Annotated in this window: 14 protein-coding genes; 3 read left to right on the top strand and 11 right to left on the bottom strand. The window is 40.6% G+C overall.

Annotated features, from left to right (window positions below; translation table 11 throughout):
* Positions 1 to 133 precede the first annotated feature (133 nt).
* From atpG to porW, 9 genes are all read right to left on the bottom strand, one after another.
* On the bottom strand, positions 134 to 991 hold the full coding sequence (atpG, locus tag CHX27_RS05350; protein ID WP_094485731.1) for an ATP synthase F1 subunit gamma: 858 nt from the start codon (positions 989 to 991) through the stop codon (positions 134 to 136).
* Between the two features lie 27 nt (positions 992 to 1018).
* Positions 1019 to 2596: a F0F1 ATP synthase subunit alpha gene (atpA, locus tag CHX27_RS05345; RefSeq protein ID WP_094485730.1), complete on the bottom strand. Its 1578-nt coding sequence runs from the start codon at positions 2594 to 2596 to the stop codon at positions 1019 to 1021.
* Positions 2597 to 2613: 17 nt separating this feature from the next.
* Entirely contained in the window at positions 2614 to 3147 is a 534-nt protein-coding gene (gene atpH / locus CHX27_RS05340; protein ID WP_094485729.1) for an ATP synthase F1 subunit delta, read from the bottom strand.
* A 2-nt stretch (positions 3148 to 3149) separates the two neighbouring features.
* On the bottom strand, positions 3150 to 3650 hold the full coding sequence (locus tag CHX27_RS05335) for a F0F1 ATP synthase subunit B (RefSeq protein ID WP_094485728.1): 501 nt from the start codon (positions 3648 to 3650) through the stop codon (positions 3150 to 3152).
* A 76-nt stretch (positions 3651 to 3726) separates the two neighbouring features.
* Positions 3727 to 3921, bottom strand: a complete 195-nt coding sequence (gene atpE / locus CHX27_RS05330) for an ATP synthase F0 subunit C (protein WP_207758934.1) — start codon at positions 3919 to 3921, stop codon at positions 3727 to 3729.
* A 32-nt stretch (positions 3922 to 3953) separates the two neighbouring features.
* The gene (atpB, locus tag CHX27_RS05325) at positions 3954 to 5111 is read right to left on the bottom strand and encodes a F0F1 ATP synthase subunit A (RefSeq protein WP_094485726.1); all 1158 of its coding nucleotides are present in this window, start codon (positions 5109 to 5111) and stop codon (positions 3954 to 3956) included.
* Between the two features lie 108 nt (positions 5112 to 5219).
* A complete protein-coding gene (locus CHX27_RS05320; RefSeq protein WP_094485725.1) occupies positions 5220 to 5606 on the bottom strand; it encodes a hypothetical protein in 387 nt (128 codons plus the stop codon).
* A complete protein-coding gene (locus CHX27_RS05315; protein ID WP_094485724.1) occupies positions 5606 to 5824 on the bottom strand; it encodes an AtpZ/AtpI family protein in 219 nt (72 codons plus the stop codon). Before CHX27_RS05315 ends, CHX27_RS05320 begins: the two co-directional genes overlap by 1 nt.
* Positions 5824 to 8784 carry a type IX secretion system periplasmic lipoprotein PorW/SprE gene (gene porW, locus CHX27_RS05310; RefSeq protein WP_207758933.1) on the bottom strand — a complete coding sequence of 987 codons (2961 nt, stop codon included), beginning with the start codon at positions 8782 to 8784 and terminating at the stop codon, positions 5824 to 5826. Before porW ends, CHX27_RS05315 begins: the two co-directional genes overlap by 1 nt.
* Positions 8785 to 8904: 120 nt before the next feature.
* Between porW and CHX27_RS15690 the strand changes: the two genes are divergently transcribed.
* Both CHX27_RS15690 and CHX27_RS05300 read left to right on the top strand, forming a co-directional pair.
* On the top strand, positions 8905 to 9066 hold the full coding sequence (locus CHX27_RS15690; RefSeq protein WP_207758932.1) for a hypothetical protein: 162 nt from the start codon (positions 8905 to 8907) through the stop codon (positions 9064 to 9066).
* Positions 9067 to 9115: 49 nt separating this feature from the next.
* On the top strand, positions 9116 to 10480 hold the full coding sequence (locus tag CHX27_RS05300; RefSeq protein ID WP_094485722.1) for an ammonium transporter: 1365 nt from the start codon (positions 9116 to 9118) through the stop codon (positions 10478 to 10480).
* A gap of 44 nt (positions 10481 to 10524) precedes the next feature.
* Here the strand turns inward: CHX27_RS05300 and CHX27_RS05295 are convergent, their stop codons facing one another.
* Positions 10525 to 12798 carry a hypothetical protein gene (locus tag CHX27_RS05295; protein ID WP_133063424.1) on the bottom strand — a complete coding sequence of 758 codons (2274 nt, stop codon included), beginning with the start codon at positions 12796 to 12798 and terminating at the stop codon, positions 10525 to 10527.
* Positions 12746 to 13792, bottom strand: coding sequence for a hypothetical protein (locus CHX27_RS05290; RefSeq protein ID WP_094485720.1), 1047 nt, complete (start codon positions 13790 to 13792; stop codon positions 12746 to 12748). The genes CHX27_RS05295 and CHX27_RS05290 overlap by 53 nt, the downstream gene beginning before the upstream one ends.
* A 618-nt stretch (positions 13793 to 14410) precedes the next feature.
* On the opposite strand from CHX27_RS05290, the gene CHX27_RS05285 reads away from it, so the two are divergent.
* Positions 14411 to 15883, top strand: coding sequence for a DUF4231 domain-containing protein (locus CHX27_RS05285; RefSeq protein WP_094485719.1), 1473 nt, complete (start codon positions 14411 to 14413; stop codon positions 15881 to 15883).
* The last annotated feature ends 338 nt before the right edge of the window (positions 15884 to 16221 follow it).

The following is a 16221-nucleotide window of genomic DNA, read 5'->3' as shown; positions in this document are numbered from 1 at the left end:
AAATATGCCTTATTTCAAATTGCTAACATAGGAGGATGCCGCTGCGGTCACTCACGCAGAAAAATCGTTCCCAAATCCAAAAAAAAAGCTGCATCATTACAATGCAGCTTTTATAAATCTTGAACTTTTATATTTATCCTTTCAAGGCCTCTGCACCACCAACAATTTCTAAGATCTCGTTGGTAATTGCTGCCTGACGCGCTTTGTTGTAGGTTAACTTTAATTGGTTTCGAAGTTCGGTAGCATTATCGGTTGCTTTGTGCATAGCAGTCATACGCGCGCCGTGCTCCGCAGCAAACGAATCGCGAACCGCTTTGTACAATTGTGTCTTCAAACTCTTCGGAATCAAGGTTTCGATGATGCTCTCTTTCTCGGGTTCGAACAAATAATCAACAGAATTGTTCTGTTTTGCACCAGAAGAAACCAGTGGCAAAAACTGCTCCGTGCGCACAATTTGCGTAGCTGCATTTTTAAATTGGTTGTACACCAACTCCACGCGATCGTACTCACCCGCAGCATAAACAGCCATAATTTCTTCGGCAATCTGTGCTACATTGTCAAATGTCAGCTGGTCAAAAACTTGGCTTTTGTTTGCAACAACCGAATTGGTTTTCGACAACACATCGTTTCCTTTCTTGCCAATAGCAAAAACAGCCACTTTCTTACCGCTGTAAAAGTCGATACGGTTCTTTACTTCTTTAATAACGTTGGTATTAAAGGCGCCGCACAAACCTCTGTTCGATGTAATAGCAACTACCAACACGCGTTTTACTTCGCGTTGCGCAGTGTAAACACCACTATCGCCATCTTCGATACTCGACGAGAGGTTCTGCAACAACTCCGTTAGCTTTTCAGCATACGGACGCATAGCCGTAATCGCATCTTGCGCTTTCTTAAGCTTTGCCGCAGAAACCATCTTCATCGCCGATGTAATTTGCATCGTCGACGAGACCGAGGTTATCCTGTTGCGTATTTCTTTAAGATTTGCCATTTAGAATTGTTCGTTTTACCGGTTATCTTAGTTATACTTTGCAGCGATTTCTTTAGCAGCAGCTTCCAAAACATCGGTAATGCTGTCGTCTAATTTACCCGCTTTCAAAGCATCTAGAGTAGCGCGGTGCTTGTTATTCAAATAGTCTAAGTAATCTTTTTCAAACTCTTTTACTTTGTTCACAGGAACGTTTCTCAACAAGTTTTTAGAACCTGCGTAGATAATAGCCACCTGATCTTCAACTGTAAACGGACTGTTCAAACCTTGCTTCAAGATCTCAACGTTTCTGCGTCCTTTTTCGATTACGTTTAAAGTTACTGCATCCAAATCGGAACCGAATTTCGCGAAAGCTTCCAATTCACGGAATTGCGCTTGATCCAGCTTTAACGTACCCGATACTTTCTTCATCGATTTGATCTGAGCGTTACCACCTACACGTGATACCGAAATACCTACGTTGATAGCCGGACGAACACCCGAGTTAAATAAATCTGATTCCAAGAAAATCTGACCGTCGGTAATCGAAATTACGTTGGTTGGGATGTACGCCGAAACGTCGCCTGCTTGTGTTTCAATAATTGGTAAAGCCGTTAACGAACCACCGCCTTTCACGATTGGCTTCAGTGATTCTGGCAAATCGTTCATGTTTTTTGCAATCGAATCGTCGGCAATTACTTTCGCTGCACGCTCTAACAAACGTGAGTGCAAGTAGAAAACGTCTCCTGGGTACGCCTCACGTCCTGGTGGACGTCTTAGCAAAAGAGATACCTCACGATACGCAACCGCTTGTTTTGACAAATCGTCGTACACAATTAATGCCGGACGACCCGTGTCGCGGAAATACTCGCCAATAGCAGCACCCGCAAAAGGTGCATACACTTGCATTGGCGCTGGATCAGAAGCATTAGCCGCCACGATAATCGTGTAAGCCATTGCACCCTTTTCTTCTAAGGTTTTTGCAATACCTGCAACGGTCGAAGCTTTCTGACCTACAGCAACGTAGATACAAAATACAGGTTGTCCTGCATCGTAGAATTCTTTTTGATTCAAGATGGTATCGATACAAACAGTCGACTTACCTGTTTGACGGTCGCCAATAACCAACTCACGCTGACCACGACCTACTGGAATCATCGCATCAACAGCTTTGATACCTGTTTGTAACGGCTCGGTAACCGGCTGACGGAAAATTACACCTGGTGCTTTACGCTCAAGTGGCATTTCGTACAAATCTCCACCAATTGGTCCTTTACCATCGATTGGTTGTCCGAGTGTATTCACCACACGCCCAACCATTTCTTCACCTACGCGAAGCGAAGCAATTCTCTGAGTTCTCTTTACAGTAGAACCTTCTTTAATACCAGTTGAAGGACCCAAAAGTACCACCCCAACGTTATCTTCCTCTAGGTTAAGTACGATGGCCTCGAGACCGTTTTCGAACTGTACTAATTCGCCGTATTGCGCATTAGACAACCCGTAAACACGGGCAATACCGTCTCCTACTTCAAGTACAGACCCTACTTCTTCCAAAGTAGCACCTGATTCGAAGCCTTCAACTTGTTTTCTTAGAATTGCTGATATTTCAGCAGCATTAATTTCTGCCATAACTTATTATTGAATAATTAGTTGCTAAGTTCTCTTTTTAAATTTTGAATGCGTTGTGCAACAGAAGCGTTGAACTGCTTGTCGCCTATGCGTAAGATGAAACCTCCGATAATGGAAGGATCTACGATATTTTTTAGGGTTACTTTTGACGAAGTAAGTGCTTTCACACTATTTAAAACAGCTGTTTCTAGGGCTGCATCGAGCGGTTGCGCTGTTGTTACCACTGCTGTTTCGATACCATTTCTTTGATCGTTAAGCTGTAAATACGCTGTTGCGATATCTCCCAAAATTGCAAAACGCTTATTTTCGAGAAGTAATCGGAAAACGTTCTTGGTGGTAGCGCTCGTATTCGAAAAGATTGCCTCGAGCGCACTTAACTTATTTGCGCCTGGAAGCACCGGATTGGTTAAGAAATTCGAAAGCTCAGCGTTTGCATGTAAGGTATCTGCAATAGATTGCATGTCGACCGCAACTGCGTCGGCTTCGTTCTTATCTAATGCAATAGCTAGAATTGCCTTAGCGTATCTTAAACCTGCTCTTGATACAGACATTATTAGTTAGCTTTTACTTCAGTTAGTAATTTCTCGATAAGCTTTGTTTGTGCTGCTTTATCGGTAAGTTCTTGCTTCACCAATTTTTCAGCAATTTCGATAGACAAAGCTGAAACTTGATTTTTAAGCTCGGCCATAGCGGCATTTTTCTCAGCAGCGATAGCAGCTTTCGCTTGTTCGATCATGCGAGCACCTTCTGCTTGAGCGTCTTGTTTTGAATCAGCGATCATTTTATCGCGCATTTCACGAGCTTCTTTCAAAAGAGCGTCGCGCTCGATGCGTGCTTCTTGCAGGATAAGCTCGTTATCGGCTTGCAACAACTGCATTTCTTTACGAGCATTTTCTGCTGATTGCAATGCATTTTTAATACCTTCTTCACGCTCATTTACCGCATCTAGAATGGGTTTCCAAGCGAATTTCTTTAGCAGTAAGACTAAACAAACAAAAATTACGGTTTGAAGGATAAATAAGCCTAATGAAAACTGACCTAATAATTGTTCCATTTATGTTTTGTTTTTATTTAATTTTTAATTGAAAGCAGTCAATAAAACCAACCGTTTGATTGACTGCCTACTTTTACTATTTCCCTACGAAGAACGCAGCGAAACCAATACCTTCAATCAAAGCAGCAGCAATAAGCATAGCTGTTTGGATTTTTCCAGAAGCTTCAGGCTGACGAGCGATAGCATCCATAGCTGACCCACCAATTTTACCGATACCTAAACCAGCACCGATTACAATTAAACCTGCTCCTACTAAATTTGGAATTGTCATAATGTATATATATTAATTAAACATTCAAAAAATTAATGATGCCCATCTTCGTGATGGTGTTCTTCGTTAGCTGAACCAAAATAAAGGGCGGTCAACATAGTGAAAATGTATGCTTGCAAACCTGCTACCAAAATTTCAAGTATCGAAAGCGCAAAAGCTAGGACAAATGACAAACCACTTCCCACCACATTATTAAAAGTATACATCATACCAATAATGCTCATAAGTACTACGTGTCCAGCTAACATGTTTGCATAAAGACGAACTGTTAGAGAAAATGGCTTAATAAAAGTTCCTAGTAATTCAATTGGCGCAAGTATTAATTTCATTGGCGCAGGAACTCCTGGCATCCAAAAAATGTGCCCCCAATAGTTTTTATTTGCAGTGAATGTAGTAATGACGTAAGTTAGAATCGCTAAAGCCGCTGTAATTGCAATGTTATTAGTAACATTCACCCCTAGCGGTGTCAATCCAAAAAGGTTGAGAAACCAAATAAAGAAAAACACAGTTAACAAGTGGCTCATATATTTCTTGTAGTGCTTTTCTCCAATATTTGGAATGGCAATATCATCTCGAATAAACAAAACAATTGGCTCAAAAAATCGACCAACTCCCGTAGCAACACCATTATTCTTCTTGTATGATTTAGCCAGGCGTACGAAAATGAAAAACATTAGCGCAGAAGCGACCAAAACCATAAAAATATTCTTGGTAATAGATAAGTCAAGAGGCTGAATATTCTCTGGATGATTGTGATGATCCATATTCAACGTACCCGCAGCATCAGTTCTATAAATTTTTTCATGATACAGCTTATAGTACTTTCCATTACTTTCCACCACACTTTCCCCGTGATGAAATGCAGAAGACATAAAAAAATGAAAGCCTTCATCATAAAAAATCACCGGTAGAGGAAAACCTACATGCTTTTCTTCTCCGGATTCTTTTCCGTATGAAAACAAATGAAACTCATGAGAATCTAATAAGTGATGCTGTATGAACTCCTCACGCTCTAGTTCTGCTTTTGCCTCTTCGGAAAGGGCAGGTGTTGCCACCACCTCTTCGACAGCAGCTTCCGCCTGCTTTGCACTTGTAAGTACTGAGGTTGTGTCGTTTGCAAAACTAGATACAGTTGCTACTAGTGAAAGTACCAATGCAGTAATCAAAAGTGGTTTCTTAAAAATAACCATACGTTTTGGAACAAATTTTAAGGGTTCTCAAATTTGGCGCAAAGGTACATTATTTATTAGAACGACAAACGCTTTAAAAATTATTTTTTGTGCTGATAAAGTAAGCTTTCAGTCTTTTTTTTGTTTATTGTTCAATAATCGGTAAGTAAAATAAACCTCAATTGCCAAAAATAAAAGAAAACCGCTGTAACCCATTTGAATAGCAAGGGTTTCGTCTACCTGCTCCCGCGCGAATTTTATAACAACAAAAGCAGGAATCATTTTAACTGTGGTTACTGCCAGAAAACTCATACCTGTTTGATCAAAGTTTTTTCGCGATACCAACAAAACGATGCTCATACAAATCGCGGCCGCTAAAACAAAAAACGCCAAATACTGCCAAGCAATCGTTTTAACTGCTGTAAAAGCCGTGTTGTGATACCCAAGTATCGCACTCCAAACAGCGGCCGTCAAAAAAACAGCAATTCCAATAGATTTTACTAATAAAGACTTCATCAGCTGTTTAGATCTTTCAACTTTCTGAATACCGAATAAAAAGACAGTGCAATTCCAACTAATAGCAATACGACATGATAATCGACTGGGCTACTGGAAAACTTTTCGTTTACGTACTCACCTAATTTATGACCCGCGAAAATCCACACAAACATTTCTATGCCCATAGTTGAAAGCAGTAACCATTTATTTGGTTCATTCTGTGGCTTTTTCGACATCAAGGCTTTCTGGTCTTTTCTGCTTTTGGAGTTCCCTCACTACCCGCGGGATCGCTACTCATATCTGGAGTTGGACTCAGCGTACGTGCACCTTTATCCGACTGCTTTTGGTTGGGTGCGTTGCCTAAGCCGGGCGGCATACCGGGGTTTTGTCGGGCGTTGTTTTGTGGCTTTGCTGGCTTTGGTTTTGGGGCAGCAGCCGTAGGCTTTTTATCTTCTGGCTTCGGTTTGATAACCACAGGCTTTTTCACGCGAGGTTGTCTAGGCAAATGATACGTTTCGAAGTTCTTTTTAACTTGCGTTACTTTGTAGTTTTCCGACGACATTACCGTGGCTGGTAGTTTAATCAGATAGTCTTTATATTCTTTTAAAATCGTAGCAACATCTTTTGCAGCTGTTTCGTTTTCAAAATTGTGAAGCACGAGAAAATACGAAGTTGGCGTATAAATATCAACCGATAGCTTTAAAGCATCTGTAGTTCGTTCTTTCACAAATGTTTCTAATGTTTTAAGAACTGCCTTTACCGACTCGGCCTCGGGATCGTCTACTTTATATAAAATTTTATATGTTGTTGGTTTAAAATCATCGTACTCCATATCTTCCAAGATCGGAATGTCGGCACGCAACAATTCTTCGGCTTCTTTGCCTTCGCTCGTTGTAGGAAAATTTAATGCTACGAAATTCAAACCGGCTTTGTAGGCAGTAACTCCGTTGAGTTTTCCGGCATTGGTTGCCTTTAACAACTCGAGCTTCGGAATAATTTCTTCTCCTGTAAATTGCGAAATTGCTGCATCGATCTTTGGTGCTAACCGAATGTAATCGCCGTTGGTGAGCTGCTGGTAAAGTTCGTTATACACTTCCTCGCCACTCATGGCTTCGTTTCCTGTCGCCGATTCTGGATTTTGAAGAATTTGCGCATATCTACTGTTCGGATAACTAGCAATAATGCGTTCTTTAATGGCTTGCGCTTTTGCTGGATTGATTTCCATATAATCCTTGTACAAGTTGTAAAGCGCTGGTAAAACGTAGCGTTCTTCCGGATTTTGCTTGAGTAAACTCTCGTATTTATCTGCCGAAAGTTGATATTCTTTGAACTTGTCTTTGTAAATGGCTCCTAACTGAAAATAGGCAAAATTGCGTTCTTTAGCCAAACTGTCGAGCACTGTTTTAGAAGTAGGAACGCCTTTCAGATAAAAATCGGCGGTATATTGTGGTTTTTCAACTTCTTTGACTTGGGCCTTTTCGCTAACCGAATCCGACTTTTTATCAACTTTTTCGATTTCTGATTTGTTTTGCGTGAGCGAAGTTAAACGCCAGTTGTCGCGCAGTGTTCTGTTTCCCCAAATCTTTTTGAAATCAATTTTACCTTGGGAAACATTTACGGTGTTGTAGAAATAGAATCCGTCTTTGCCTCCTGCACTCACGCCTGCGGTTGATCGGGGTCGTTTTTCAGACGAGGCTCCTTTATTGTCGGATACGTCTTTAAGATTTTGACCTGGAGCATCGTTGCGTCGTAATTCTGCACGAACTTCCGAAGCGGTATCGTCTGAGTTATCTCCGTCTCGTGCGGCTAAGCGCGCAGCTTTCTCGGCAGCTTCTTTTTCTTTCTTTGCTTTCTCGGCGTCGGATTTTTTTAATTTTTCGATGTATGCTTCGTAGAATTCTTTTCTGTCGGATGGCGAAAGTGCAGCAACATTTAAAATACTGTCGTTTCGTTGCGCAATACCTTCGTATTTAATAACATCGTCTAAATTATTGCGTTTTTTCTCGATGGCTTTGTACTCGCGTGTTCTGGGCTTTAGTTTGGTTAAGGTACTGTCGTAGTACTGACCGGCGGTTTGATATTTCGCGGAGTCGAAGTAAATACCTGCCAGATTACGGTAGTTGCTAGCCACGAGATAATCGTCGGTTGATTCGATTTTAAGCGACTTGTTATAATTCTCGATTGCGGGTTTGAATTTTTTCCGGTTGGTGTAAAAGAGTGCTTTTTGGTGGTATAAAACATCGAGAAACGGTCGGTTTTCGCGATCTTTTATCAAGGCATCCATGTGTTTGATGAATGCAATTGTATCGCCCGCCTTGTAATCGAATTGTTGTGCGAGTTTCGCTTCGGCTTGAATAATGTACACACGAGGCGACTTCCGGTTCATGTCGATTACTGTTCTGAACTCGTTCGCAGCTAAATCGGGTTTGCCTTGACGTTCGTACAACTGACCTAAAATAAAGTGGTAGCGCGCTTTCTCTTCGTTATTTTTAGAAAACTCGATGGCTTTTGCCAAACGTACGGTTGCGCTATCAATTTGATTTAGGTTAACGAAAGCTTGTGCGATCGTGGCATTAGCGTCGGCATAAACTTGATCTTTAAACTTGATTTCGGATAAGAGCTGTTTTAGATTTTTTACCGCAAGTGCGTCGTTTCCGAGTCGCATGTTGGTGCGCTCGCGCCAGATTTTTGCGATATAAATTTTGTCGCTTTCTGGATATTTATATAAGATATAGTTAAACGCTTCGAGCGCCGGAATGTAGCGTTGGTCGTAGTAGCGCGCTTGTCCGAGCATGAGGTGCGCTTCGTCGATTTGCGGATTACGCTCTTTGCCTTCGATATTCATGGAGCGTTTTTGAATGGCTTTTGTAGCTTTAAGCTCTGCGCGTTCGAAGTTGGTGTTTTTGGCTTTGGCTTTGTCGGACTCGCCGGCGGCCTCATCACCTTGCATGCGTTCAATTGGTAGAAGATCCCAATAGTTGTCTTGGTATTTTAATTTGACTTCCTCGAGACCTTTATCTAAAGCCAGTTCGCCGTTGTAAAGCGCGTTATATTTGGTGTTGAGTGCCTGAAATTGCCGGTTTATAAACTTGTCTTTTCGCGTTGAGCAAGCAACGATAAAAACAGTTAAGGCCAAAACCGACAAAGCTCTTGTATATGCCTTCACGTAACTTTTCTTTGGAATATTAACTTTCAAAATCCGTTTTTAGTGTACCAACGGGTAAAAGTAAAATTTTTCGCAAACGCACACACTTTTATAGGTAGAAAATCGCTGAACGGTTCGTTCTTAGCCCCGATTGGACGGAAAGCCCGCCTTTTGAGTGGCGATTTTTTAAGGCTTTACGGTGGCGACCAACGGAAGCCGACAGGAAAGCCATTAAAAAACGGCGGCGAAAAAGCGGACTTGGAGGGAAAGCGGGAAGAGCTTCAAGAAAATAAAATAAAGCCACAACCCTTTTATAGAATGGGGTTTATTTGAATTATTAAATAACTTTTTTAGATTTGACCCATATAAAAACAGGGTTGTGATGAGAAAAATTGAAAAAAGATGGATTGTTTCGTTTTCGCTAATCAGTTTATTTAGTTTGGTAGGATTGTTTTGGAAATCGGATCCATCGGCTATTCGCAACAACTTTTTAACAGAAGAAGCCGTGTCGTTTGCAGATGTAGCGTGGTTACTTACCGCTTCGTGTTTGGTTTTATTGATGACGCCCGGTTTGTCGTTTTTTTATGGCGGAATGGTTGGTAAAAAAAACATCATTAGTACGATGCTGCAGAGCTTTGTTTGCTTAGGTGTGGTGAGTTTATTGTGGGTAATTTGCGCGTTTTCGCTGGCTTTTGGCGAACCTTTAGGCTTTGAGATTTCGGGGAAATTTTACAGCGTTGTTGGAAATCCGTTTACCTACGCCTTTTTTGATCACGTGAGTATCTTGCCGCACAGCAAAATGGCTTCGACGATACCGTTTATGCTTTTTGCGCTCTTTCAGATGAAATTTGCTGTGATTACACCAGCTATTATCACCGGTTCGTTTGCTGAGCGCGTGCGATTTATCTCGTACTTACTTTTCATTTGTTTATTTACCTTACTGATTTACGCGCCTTTATGCCACATGGTTTGGTATCCGACTGGATTATTGGGCAGCTTTTTTGGCGTAAAAGATTTTGCCGGCGGAACCGTTGTACACATGAGCGCCGGATTTGCTGCACTTGCAGGCGTTTTGGTTTTAGGAAAACGCAAAGACAGTTTACATATACCAACAAATATTCCGTTTGTAATTTTAGGAACGGGCATGCTGTGGTTTGGTTGGTTTGGCTTTAATGCGGGTTCGGCCTTGGCTGCAAACGGAACGGCAGTTATGGCATTTGGAACTACGATAACAGCGTCGGCTGCAGCGATGATGACTTGGGTTTTTTACGATCGGTTGTTTGGCAGAAAAGTCTCGGCTTTGGGCGCTTGTATTGGTGCTGTAGTTGGCTTAGTGGCTATTACGCCTGCCGCAGGATTTGTGAGCATTCCTGAGAGTATGTTTTTTGGATTTATCACCGCAATTGTATCGAACTCGATTTTATATTGGCCGGTGATGAAACGCATAGACGACACTTTAGATGTTTTTGCGTGCCACGGCGTAGGCGGCATTATGGGCATGATACTTACTGCGGTATTTGCGCAAGGCGAATCGGCTAGTTTGTTGCACGGCGGTTGGGGCGTTTTTGCGCATCACATGGCAGCCCTGGGCTTGGTAGCAGTGTTTACCTTCTTGGGTTCGTTGGCTTTGTACCGCATTACAAACGCAATCATTCCGCTTCGTGTAAGCGAACAATCCGAGAAAATTGGACTGGATTTATCGCAGCACGACGAGAGTTTAGATGCGCAGCGACACGTGGTAGGGTAGCTTGCTGAAATTACAGCAGTTTACACATCTCAAGGTTTTTTTGATTATCCCGCTTTGAAATACCTTGCAGCAATTTCACAGCTACTAGTAAGTTCGAAATATTGACTGGGATATCTCTTTTTTAATCTATCGAAAAAAACAGCAGAGTTAACTTCGGGTGTATCACTATAATACGGTCCGAATCTCAGCGATTGCTGCTTATCGAATAAATATGTTGCTTTATTTAATTTACAGGTCGCAATTCTAAGTTCGCACAAAGCAGCAAAGTTTTTGTTTCGCGCGTGTTGCAAAGCTTTTTCGAAATAAAATATGGCGCGTTCACAGCCGTAATAATTGTTTTCATCTAGATAATTTTCGTCAAGATTTACAGAACGGTAAATGCGGTTAAACATCCATGAGTTTCCGTAGTATGACGTGTTAAAATAAAAATTAGCGATTAAGAAGTACTCTTTTGCTCGATTTGGATTTTTTGTTTCTGCCACAGATTTTTTAAGACGGAGTAGCTCTTTCAAAGCTTTTGACTTGTTGTATGAGGTAATTTGATTTGAATTTTCTCCAATTTTCCCTAAATAACCATCAAGAAATGGATGTTTGTTGAACATTGGCGCATTGGTGTAATGTTCGTTATCAACGTTCTGAAATGCTTTTTGTGCATTTGCTATGTCGTCTATTCTCATGAACTTGATACCAAGCAAGTCAAATACTCTATTTTTTTGATTCTTCACCTGATTAAACATCCACTTTTGAAATTTTGTTTTTTTTGGAGTAAATAGTTCTTTTGCTATTGCACCACATTCTTCTGCCGAAAGTTCTGCATCGACATATTCGTACCAGCTGCTGTAATAATCATCCGCCAAGGTTCTCTTTCCGGAAATAGATTTCCAAAAGACTCCGCCGAACTCTGAGCTGGTAATATTGCTTAAAATCAAGGCCGCGGTAACATTATCTCCTAAAAATTCAATTTCTTTAGCGATGGCAAAGAGAAAGTTCTTGTCGGTTTCATGATTCATAATTATTTGTTGAATATCTGAGGGAAGCTCTATTTTCTTTCCTTTCAAATTCGCAACTGTAGCTAGCGTGTATATTTTAAGATGCAAGGATTTGAAGTCGCCATTCACTTTTGAAAGCGGAATTTGCTTCAAGGTTTCGAGCGATTTATGGTTTTCTTTAGTTAAAAATTCTAAGTAAGCCTTGGTTAACTGCCAAAGTGAAGGGTTGTTTACTTTATTTAGATCTACAGCGCAAACAAAGTTCAGCAGTTCTTTTGCGCGCTTACGATCAACTTTAACTCTGTCTAGAATTCGAGAATTTGTACTGTTTTCCCAATAATCATCGCGAGAAGTTGGCATAAACAAGGTATAAGTTGGCACTAAAATCCAATCTTCAAGTTTGTTAATTTCGCGGATGAGTAGAAACTCGAGTGATAAACTTGACGGACAGATTCGGTAAATCTGCTTAATTGAATCTAAGTTAAACTCTTGATTTACTGACGTGTATAGCGCTATGACTTTAGCTCGTTCCTGTGATGTTTTAGCCAACCTTAGAATTTTTTCCATAGCGATGTCTTTTTGGAAAAAATTTAAAAACTGGAATCTATTATCTGTAGGCAATCCGAACAACTTAGAAACTAGAAAATTCTGCTTTTCCTGATCGGGTTCAACTGAAAGCCGGTAGTAAAAAATCCAATTTGATAATAAATCGCCTGTTTTGTAAGTTTTGGAATAAACCTCATCGTACAACGAGATGATTTTTTCATTTTCACCCAAATACTGTAGTAGCCTGAAAATTTGAAAGTAATACCGTTTTTTGAGGGTGACGTTATCGGTTGTTGTTACCCGATTTTGCGCCAACTTTAATAATCTCTGTCTATTATAAATCGTAACTTCTGGATTGTTTTCCCACACATCTTCAAAACCGGGGCTACATAGTTCAACTTCTTTGGCAAATTGTAAATAACTTAAGGCCGCAGCATCGCCCACTTTGTGTAGATATTTGATGAAAGCGTTTTTTGTAGTTGTTTTAAAACTGATTACCTCATCCGATTCCAAAACTTCTCTGATCGACGCATAATCTACTTTGTGCTTACAGTAGGCGCTCCACATGAGAATGTTGTCCGAAAAAGCATGGGCATCATAGAAATTGAAGTTCTGAAAATTGCTGTATTTAAATTCTTTATCAGAAAATGCAGTTGGGCTGAAAAAGCTAATCTCGACATCCGAGGAGCCTGGATAGAAGTAACAGGCCCACGTGGTGTTGCATGTTAAACTACTCAGTAAAAGAATGAAGAAGCTTATCAATCGATTGTTTTGAGTATTCATGGAATAGGGTTGTGTCAAGGTCAAACAAGATTACAGTCGTTTCTTTTGGAAATTTTACGTTCTTTTTGAGAAGTGTAACGCTTTTCATTAAATCAGTATAAGAAACCGTTTCAAATTTAATTCGATCACCTGTACGATAATACACTTCGTTTATGCTCGTGTCTTTTTTAACTTCCCACCATAAATCACTTTTCCTATCGGCGAAACTGATTAAGCTTTCCTTTGTTGTGGTGGTAAATCCTTTAAAACTATCGTACCGATAATGAAATGCCCATTGAAAAACAGGCAAGGCAACATCTAGATGAATTGGATACGGTTCGTCGACTGTTAAATAAGCACGTAATTCATCTGGTTCCAAAATCGAATTGCGCTTTGGGTTTTCAAGTGGCGGCAATAAATTGTAACACATTAAAACTACTTTATCAACAGGCGGAATACCCATTTTTGTTCGGTATTTGTACGGATATAGACGCAGGGTACAACTCAAATTCTTTTGGGAAACTTTTTTGAATTCTTCGAGAAAGTAAAAATAGTTGGCTTTTGATCGGATTGTCCAATCGCAGTCGATTTGTATTTCTGTTGGTGTTTTAAAGTCGCTAAATCCTTCTGCGCAATATTTCTTGATTAAGTGATTAACATTAGAAACGAGTATATCAATATCTGCTTTACTGCTTTGAAGAAACACTTCGTTTTTAATAAAAACCGTCGGAATCAACTCATATTCTAAATCTTTCTCGTGATAGTACCTGTAGCCATCACGTCTGTTGGTTTTTGAGGTTGGAATGTTCCCTAAGGTTGGACTGTGTTCTACGTCAAAAAAACGGAAGTACACTTTTTTTACGTTGAAAGTATCTAAAATAGCAATTTCAGGATGGTCAAAATCAGCTTCTGCTTTCCATTGATAAAAAGCATGGATTACTTTCTCTGGTTTAGTAGAATTAACGCAACCCATCAATACGGCGCCGGCGATCAGGAAAATCAAATATTTTTTCATGGGAAAAGCCAACGCTTTTTGTGTATAAAACTACGTATCTTCAACAAAATTGTATGAATAAAATTTTATTTTTTTCAAACTTTAAGACTTATAAAAAGACTAGTGTTTTTCCTCTTAGAATTTGTTTTCGGAGACACAATACTGATTGGACGATGAAATTATATTTGAACAATAATTGACCTCAGCACTGAACCAAAAATACTTGAAATCATTCCGCTTCGTGTAAGTGAACAATCCAAGAAAATTGGACTGGATTTATCGCAGCACGACGAGAGTTTAGATGCGCAGCGACACGTGGTGGGGTAGAAAACTTGGCGTTTCGGCGTACAATGAAAGCCAATGTTCCACAATCGAATTAAATTACCGATTTTGGACGTAGTATTTCTCTGAGAAATTGAGTAGTATTGTTATATCAATTTGCTAATCAGCTGAATTCGACAAAAACCACGTTCAGATTACTCAAAATGAGCTGTTTATTTTGGTATATGAAACCTGAATTACAAAAGTTTTGAGCTATTATTTTGATTGATTTCTGATCTCAATTTTTGATTCGAATACAGGTAAATCGACAAGTCTTTACTGTTTGTATTTGTCGTTGCAGCTTTACACTTCCCCATTATGAATCGGAATCTCGACCAATTACTCAATCAGCGTATTACCGGCTATGAAGAAGCACTTGCAACCTTACCGATAAGCGAGATTAGGCGCAAACAAATTCAAACCGATTTTATTGTTAGCGTTCGGTTAATGGAAACACTTGCCAACCGGAATTTACGCGCCAACGACTGGTCGAATGTGATTGTTATCATACTCAGCGCCTTAGTTCCGGTGCTTATTAACTTTTCAACCGGCCCGGATAATGAAGACGACAAATATTTGGGTGTTGCAACTGTTTGTAGTGTGCTTTTAGCCATTGGCAATGCTTTGCGGCAGTCGTATAAATTCCGAGAAAAGTGGATTAGCTACAAGCATACCGCCGAACTCCTGCTGATCGAAGGGCAAAATTATTTTTCCCTTTCGGGGAAGTATCTCAAATATCCAACGCACGACGATGCCTTTGCCACTTTTATTGCGAATATTGGCAATTTGCGCCTCAACCAGCTAAACAATTACAAAAAGGAAATCGCCTCGGACAGCGATGCCGATTTAGGACCGCGCACCGAAACCGTTGTTGCTTCAAAACCAATTGTTTCGGCAGAATTTGTTGGCGAACCGTCTAAAATTAAACTCATTAACAAAGAGATAAACGCCTTTGTAAAAAGTAAAACCGAAGTGTCGTACAGCGAGACCGATCATCAGCGCCGACTGATAACGCTGTATTTACACGCATCGCTACACGATCTGCCCGAAAAACTCAAGTTTGCGCATGAGGATTTGGAAGGCATTGCGTACCGTGTTCGTACTGAGAAATCGGGAGCCGAATTACACGGCATTTTTAGTCCGTCGGCGGGCGTAAAAAACGCCGACCTGCCTGCTTCCGAGTTTGGAAGTGCGGGCTGTTTTTGCAAAAAAGGCGATGCGTTTGTGTTTATCACGTGTTACCACAGCGTTAAACATCCGTCGCAAAGCTGGAATTCGTTTTCGACTGCCGATGGATTTGATAAAGTAATCACGACCGATTCGACGATAGTGGGAACAATATTGGAAGCGGAGAAATCGGATACTATGGATATTGCTCTGGTACAGATTTCGGAAAAGATTCAGTTTGAGTCGCTATTTCCGAACCATTTGAAAATTAGTGCGCAGCCGGTTTACTTGGATGCCGAAAATTTCGAGAATTACCAAGAGGTTTGTATCATCAGTCGAACGCGCGGTTACAAGAAAATTTACGGTCGGCTTGCGGAAGTCGACAAACCCATTACGCTGAACTACGGCACTACTGACGAACCCGATTACAAGGACATCGATGGCATGTTGTTGGTTCACGGCATCAGTACAGAACCGTTTTCAAAAAAGGGCGATTCGGGTTCGCTGGTTTTCACTCCGAGTGGCACACCTATCGGAATTGTTGTGGGTGGCGATGCGGAACGTTGTTCGTTTGTAATTCCGTTTTCGAGTATCGCAGATCGGTTTGCGGTTGAGTTGGTTTAAGTATGGTGGTTTATATCTAGTGACTCCTCCTGCTCACGCAATCAAAAAGATTAACGCGTATTTAAAAATTGAGCAAAGCTTGGGCTTAAGAACTTGAAATCGACAACGAATTACCGTCGACTTTTTTATCTTACTCACAAAGAGACAAAGATTAGGTAAATTTAATCCCGAAAGGGGGGTCTGTGCACGAGTAGCATAAAAAAGCGCAGCTGTTGCTGCTACTTTTTTTTAATTCCCAATCTCAAGCCTTCGAGCAAAGACAAAGGGATTACATAAATGTGATCCCAAAATGTGGTCTGTGCACGAGTAGCATAAAAAAGCGCAGCTGTTGCTGCTAC

Source organism: Flavobacterium aurantiibacter (genome assembly GCF_002251775.1).
Classification (GTDB): Bacteria; Bacteroidota; Bacteroidia; order Flavobacteriales; family Flavobacteriaceae; genus Flavobacterium; species Flavobacterium aurantiibacter.
Note: the sequence above shows the minus strand (reverse complement) of the source record. Positions and strands in the feature narration are given on the sequence as shown.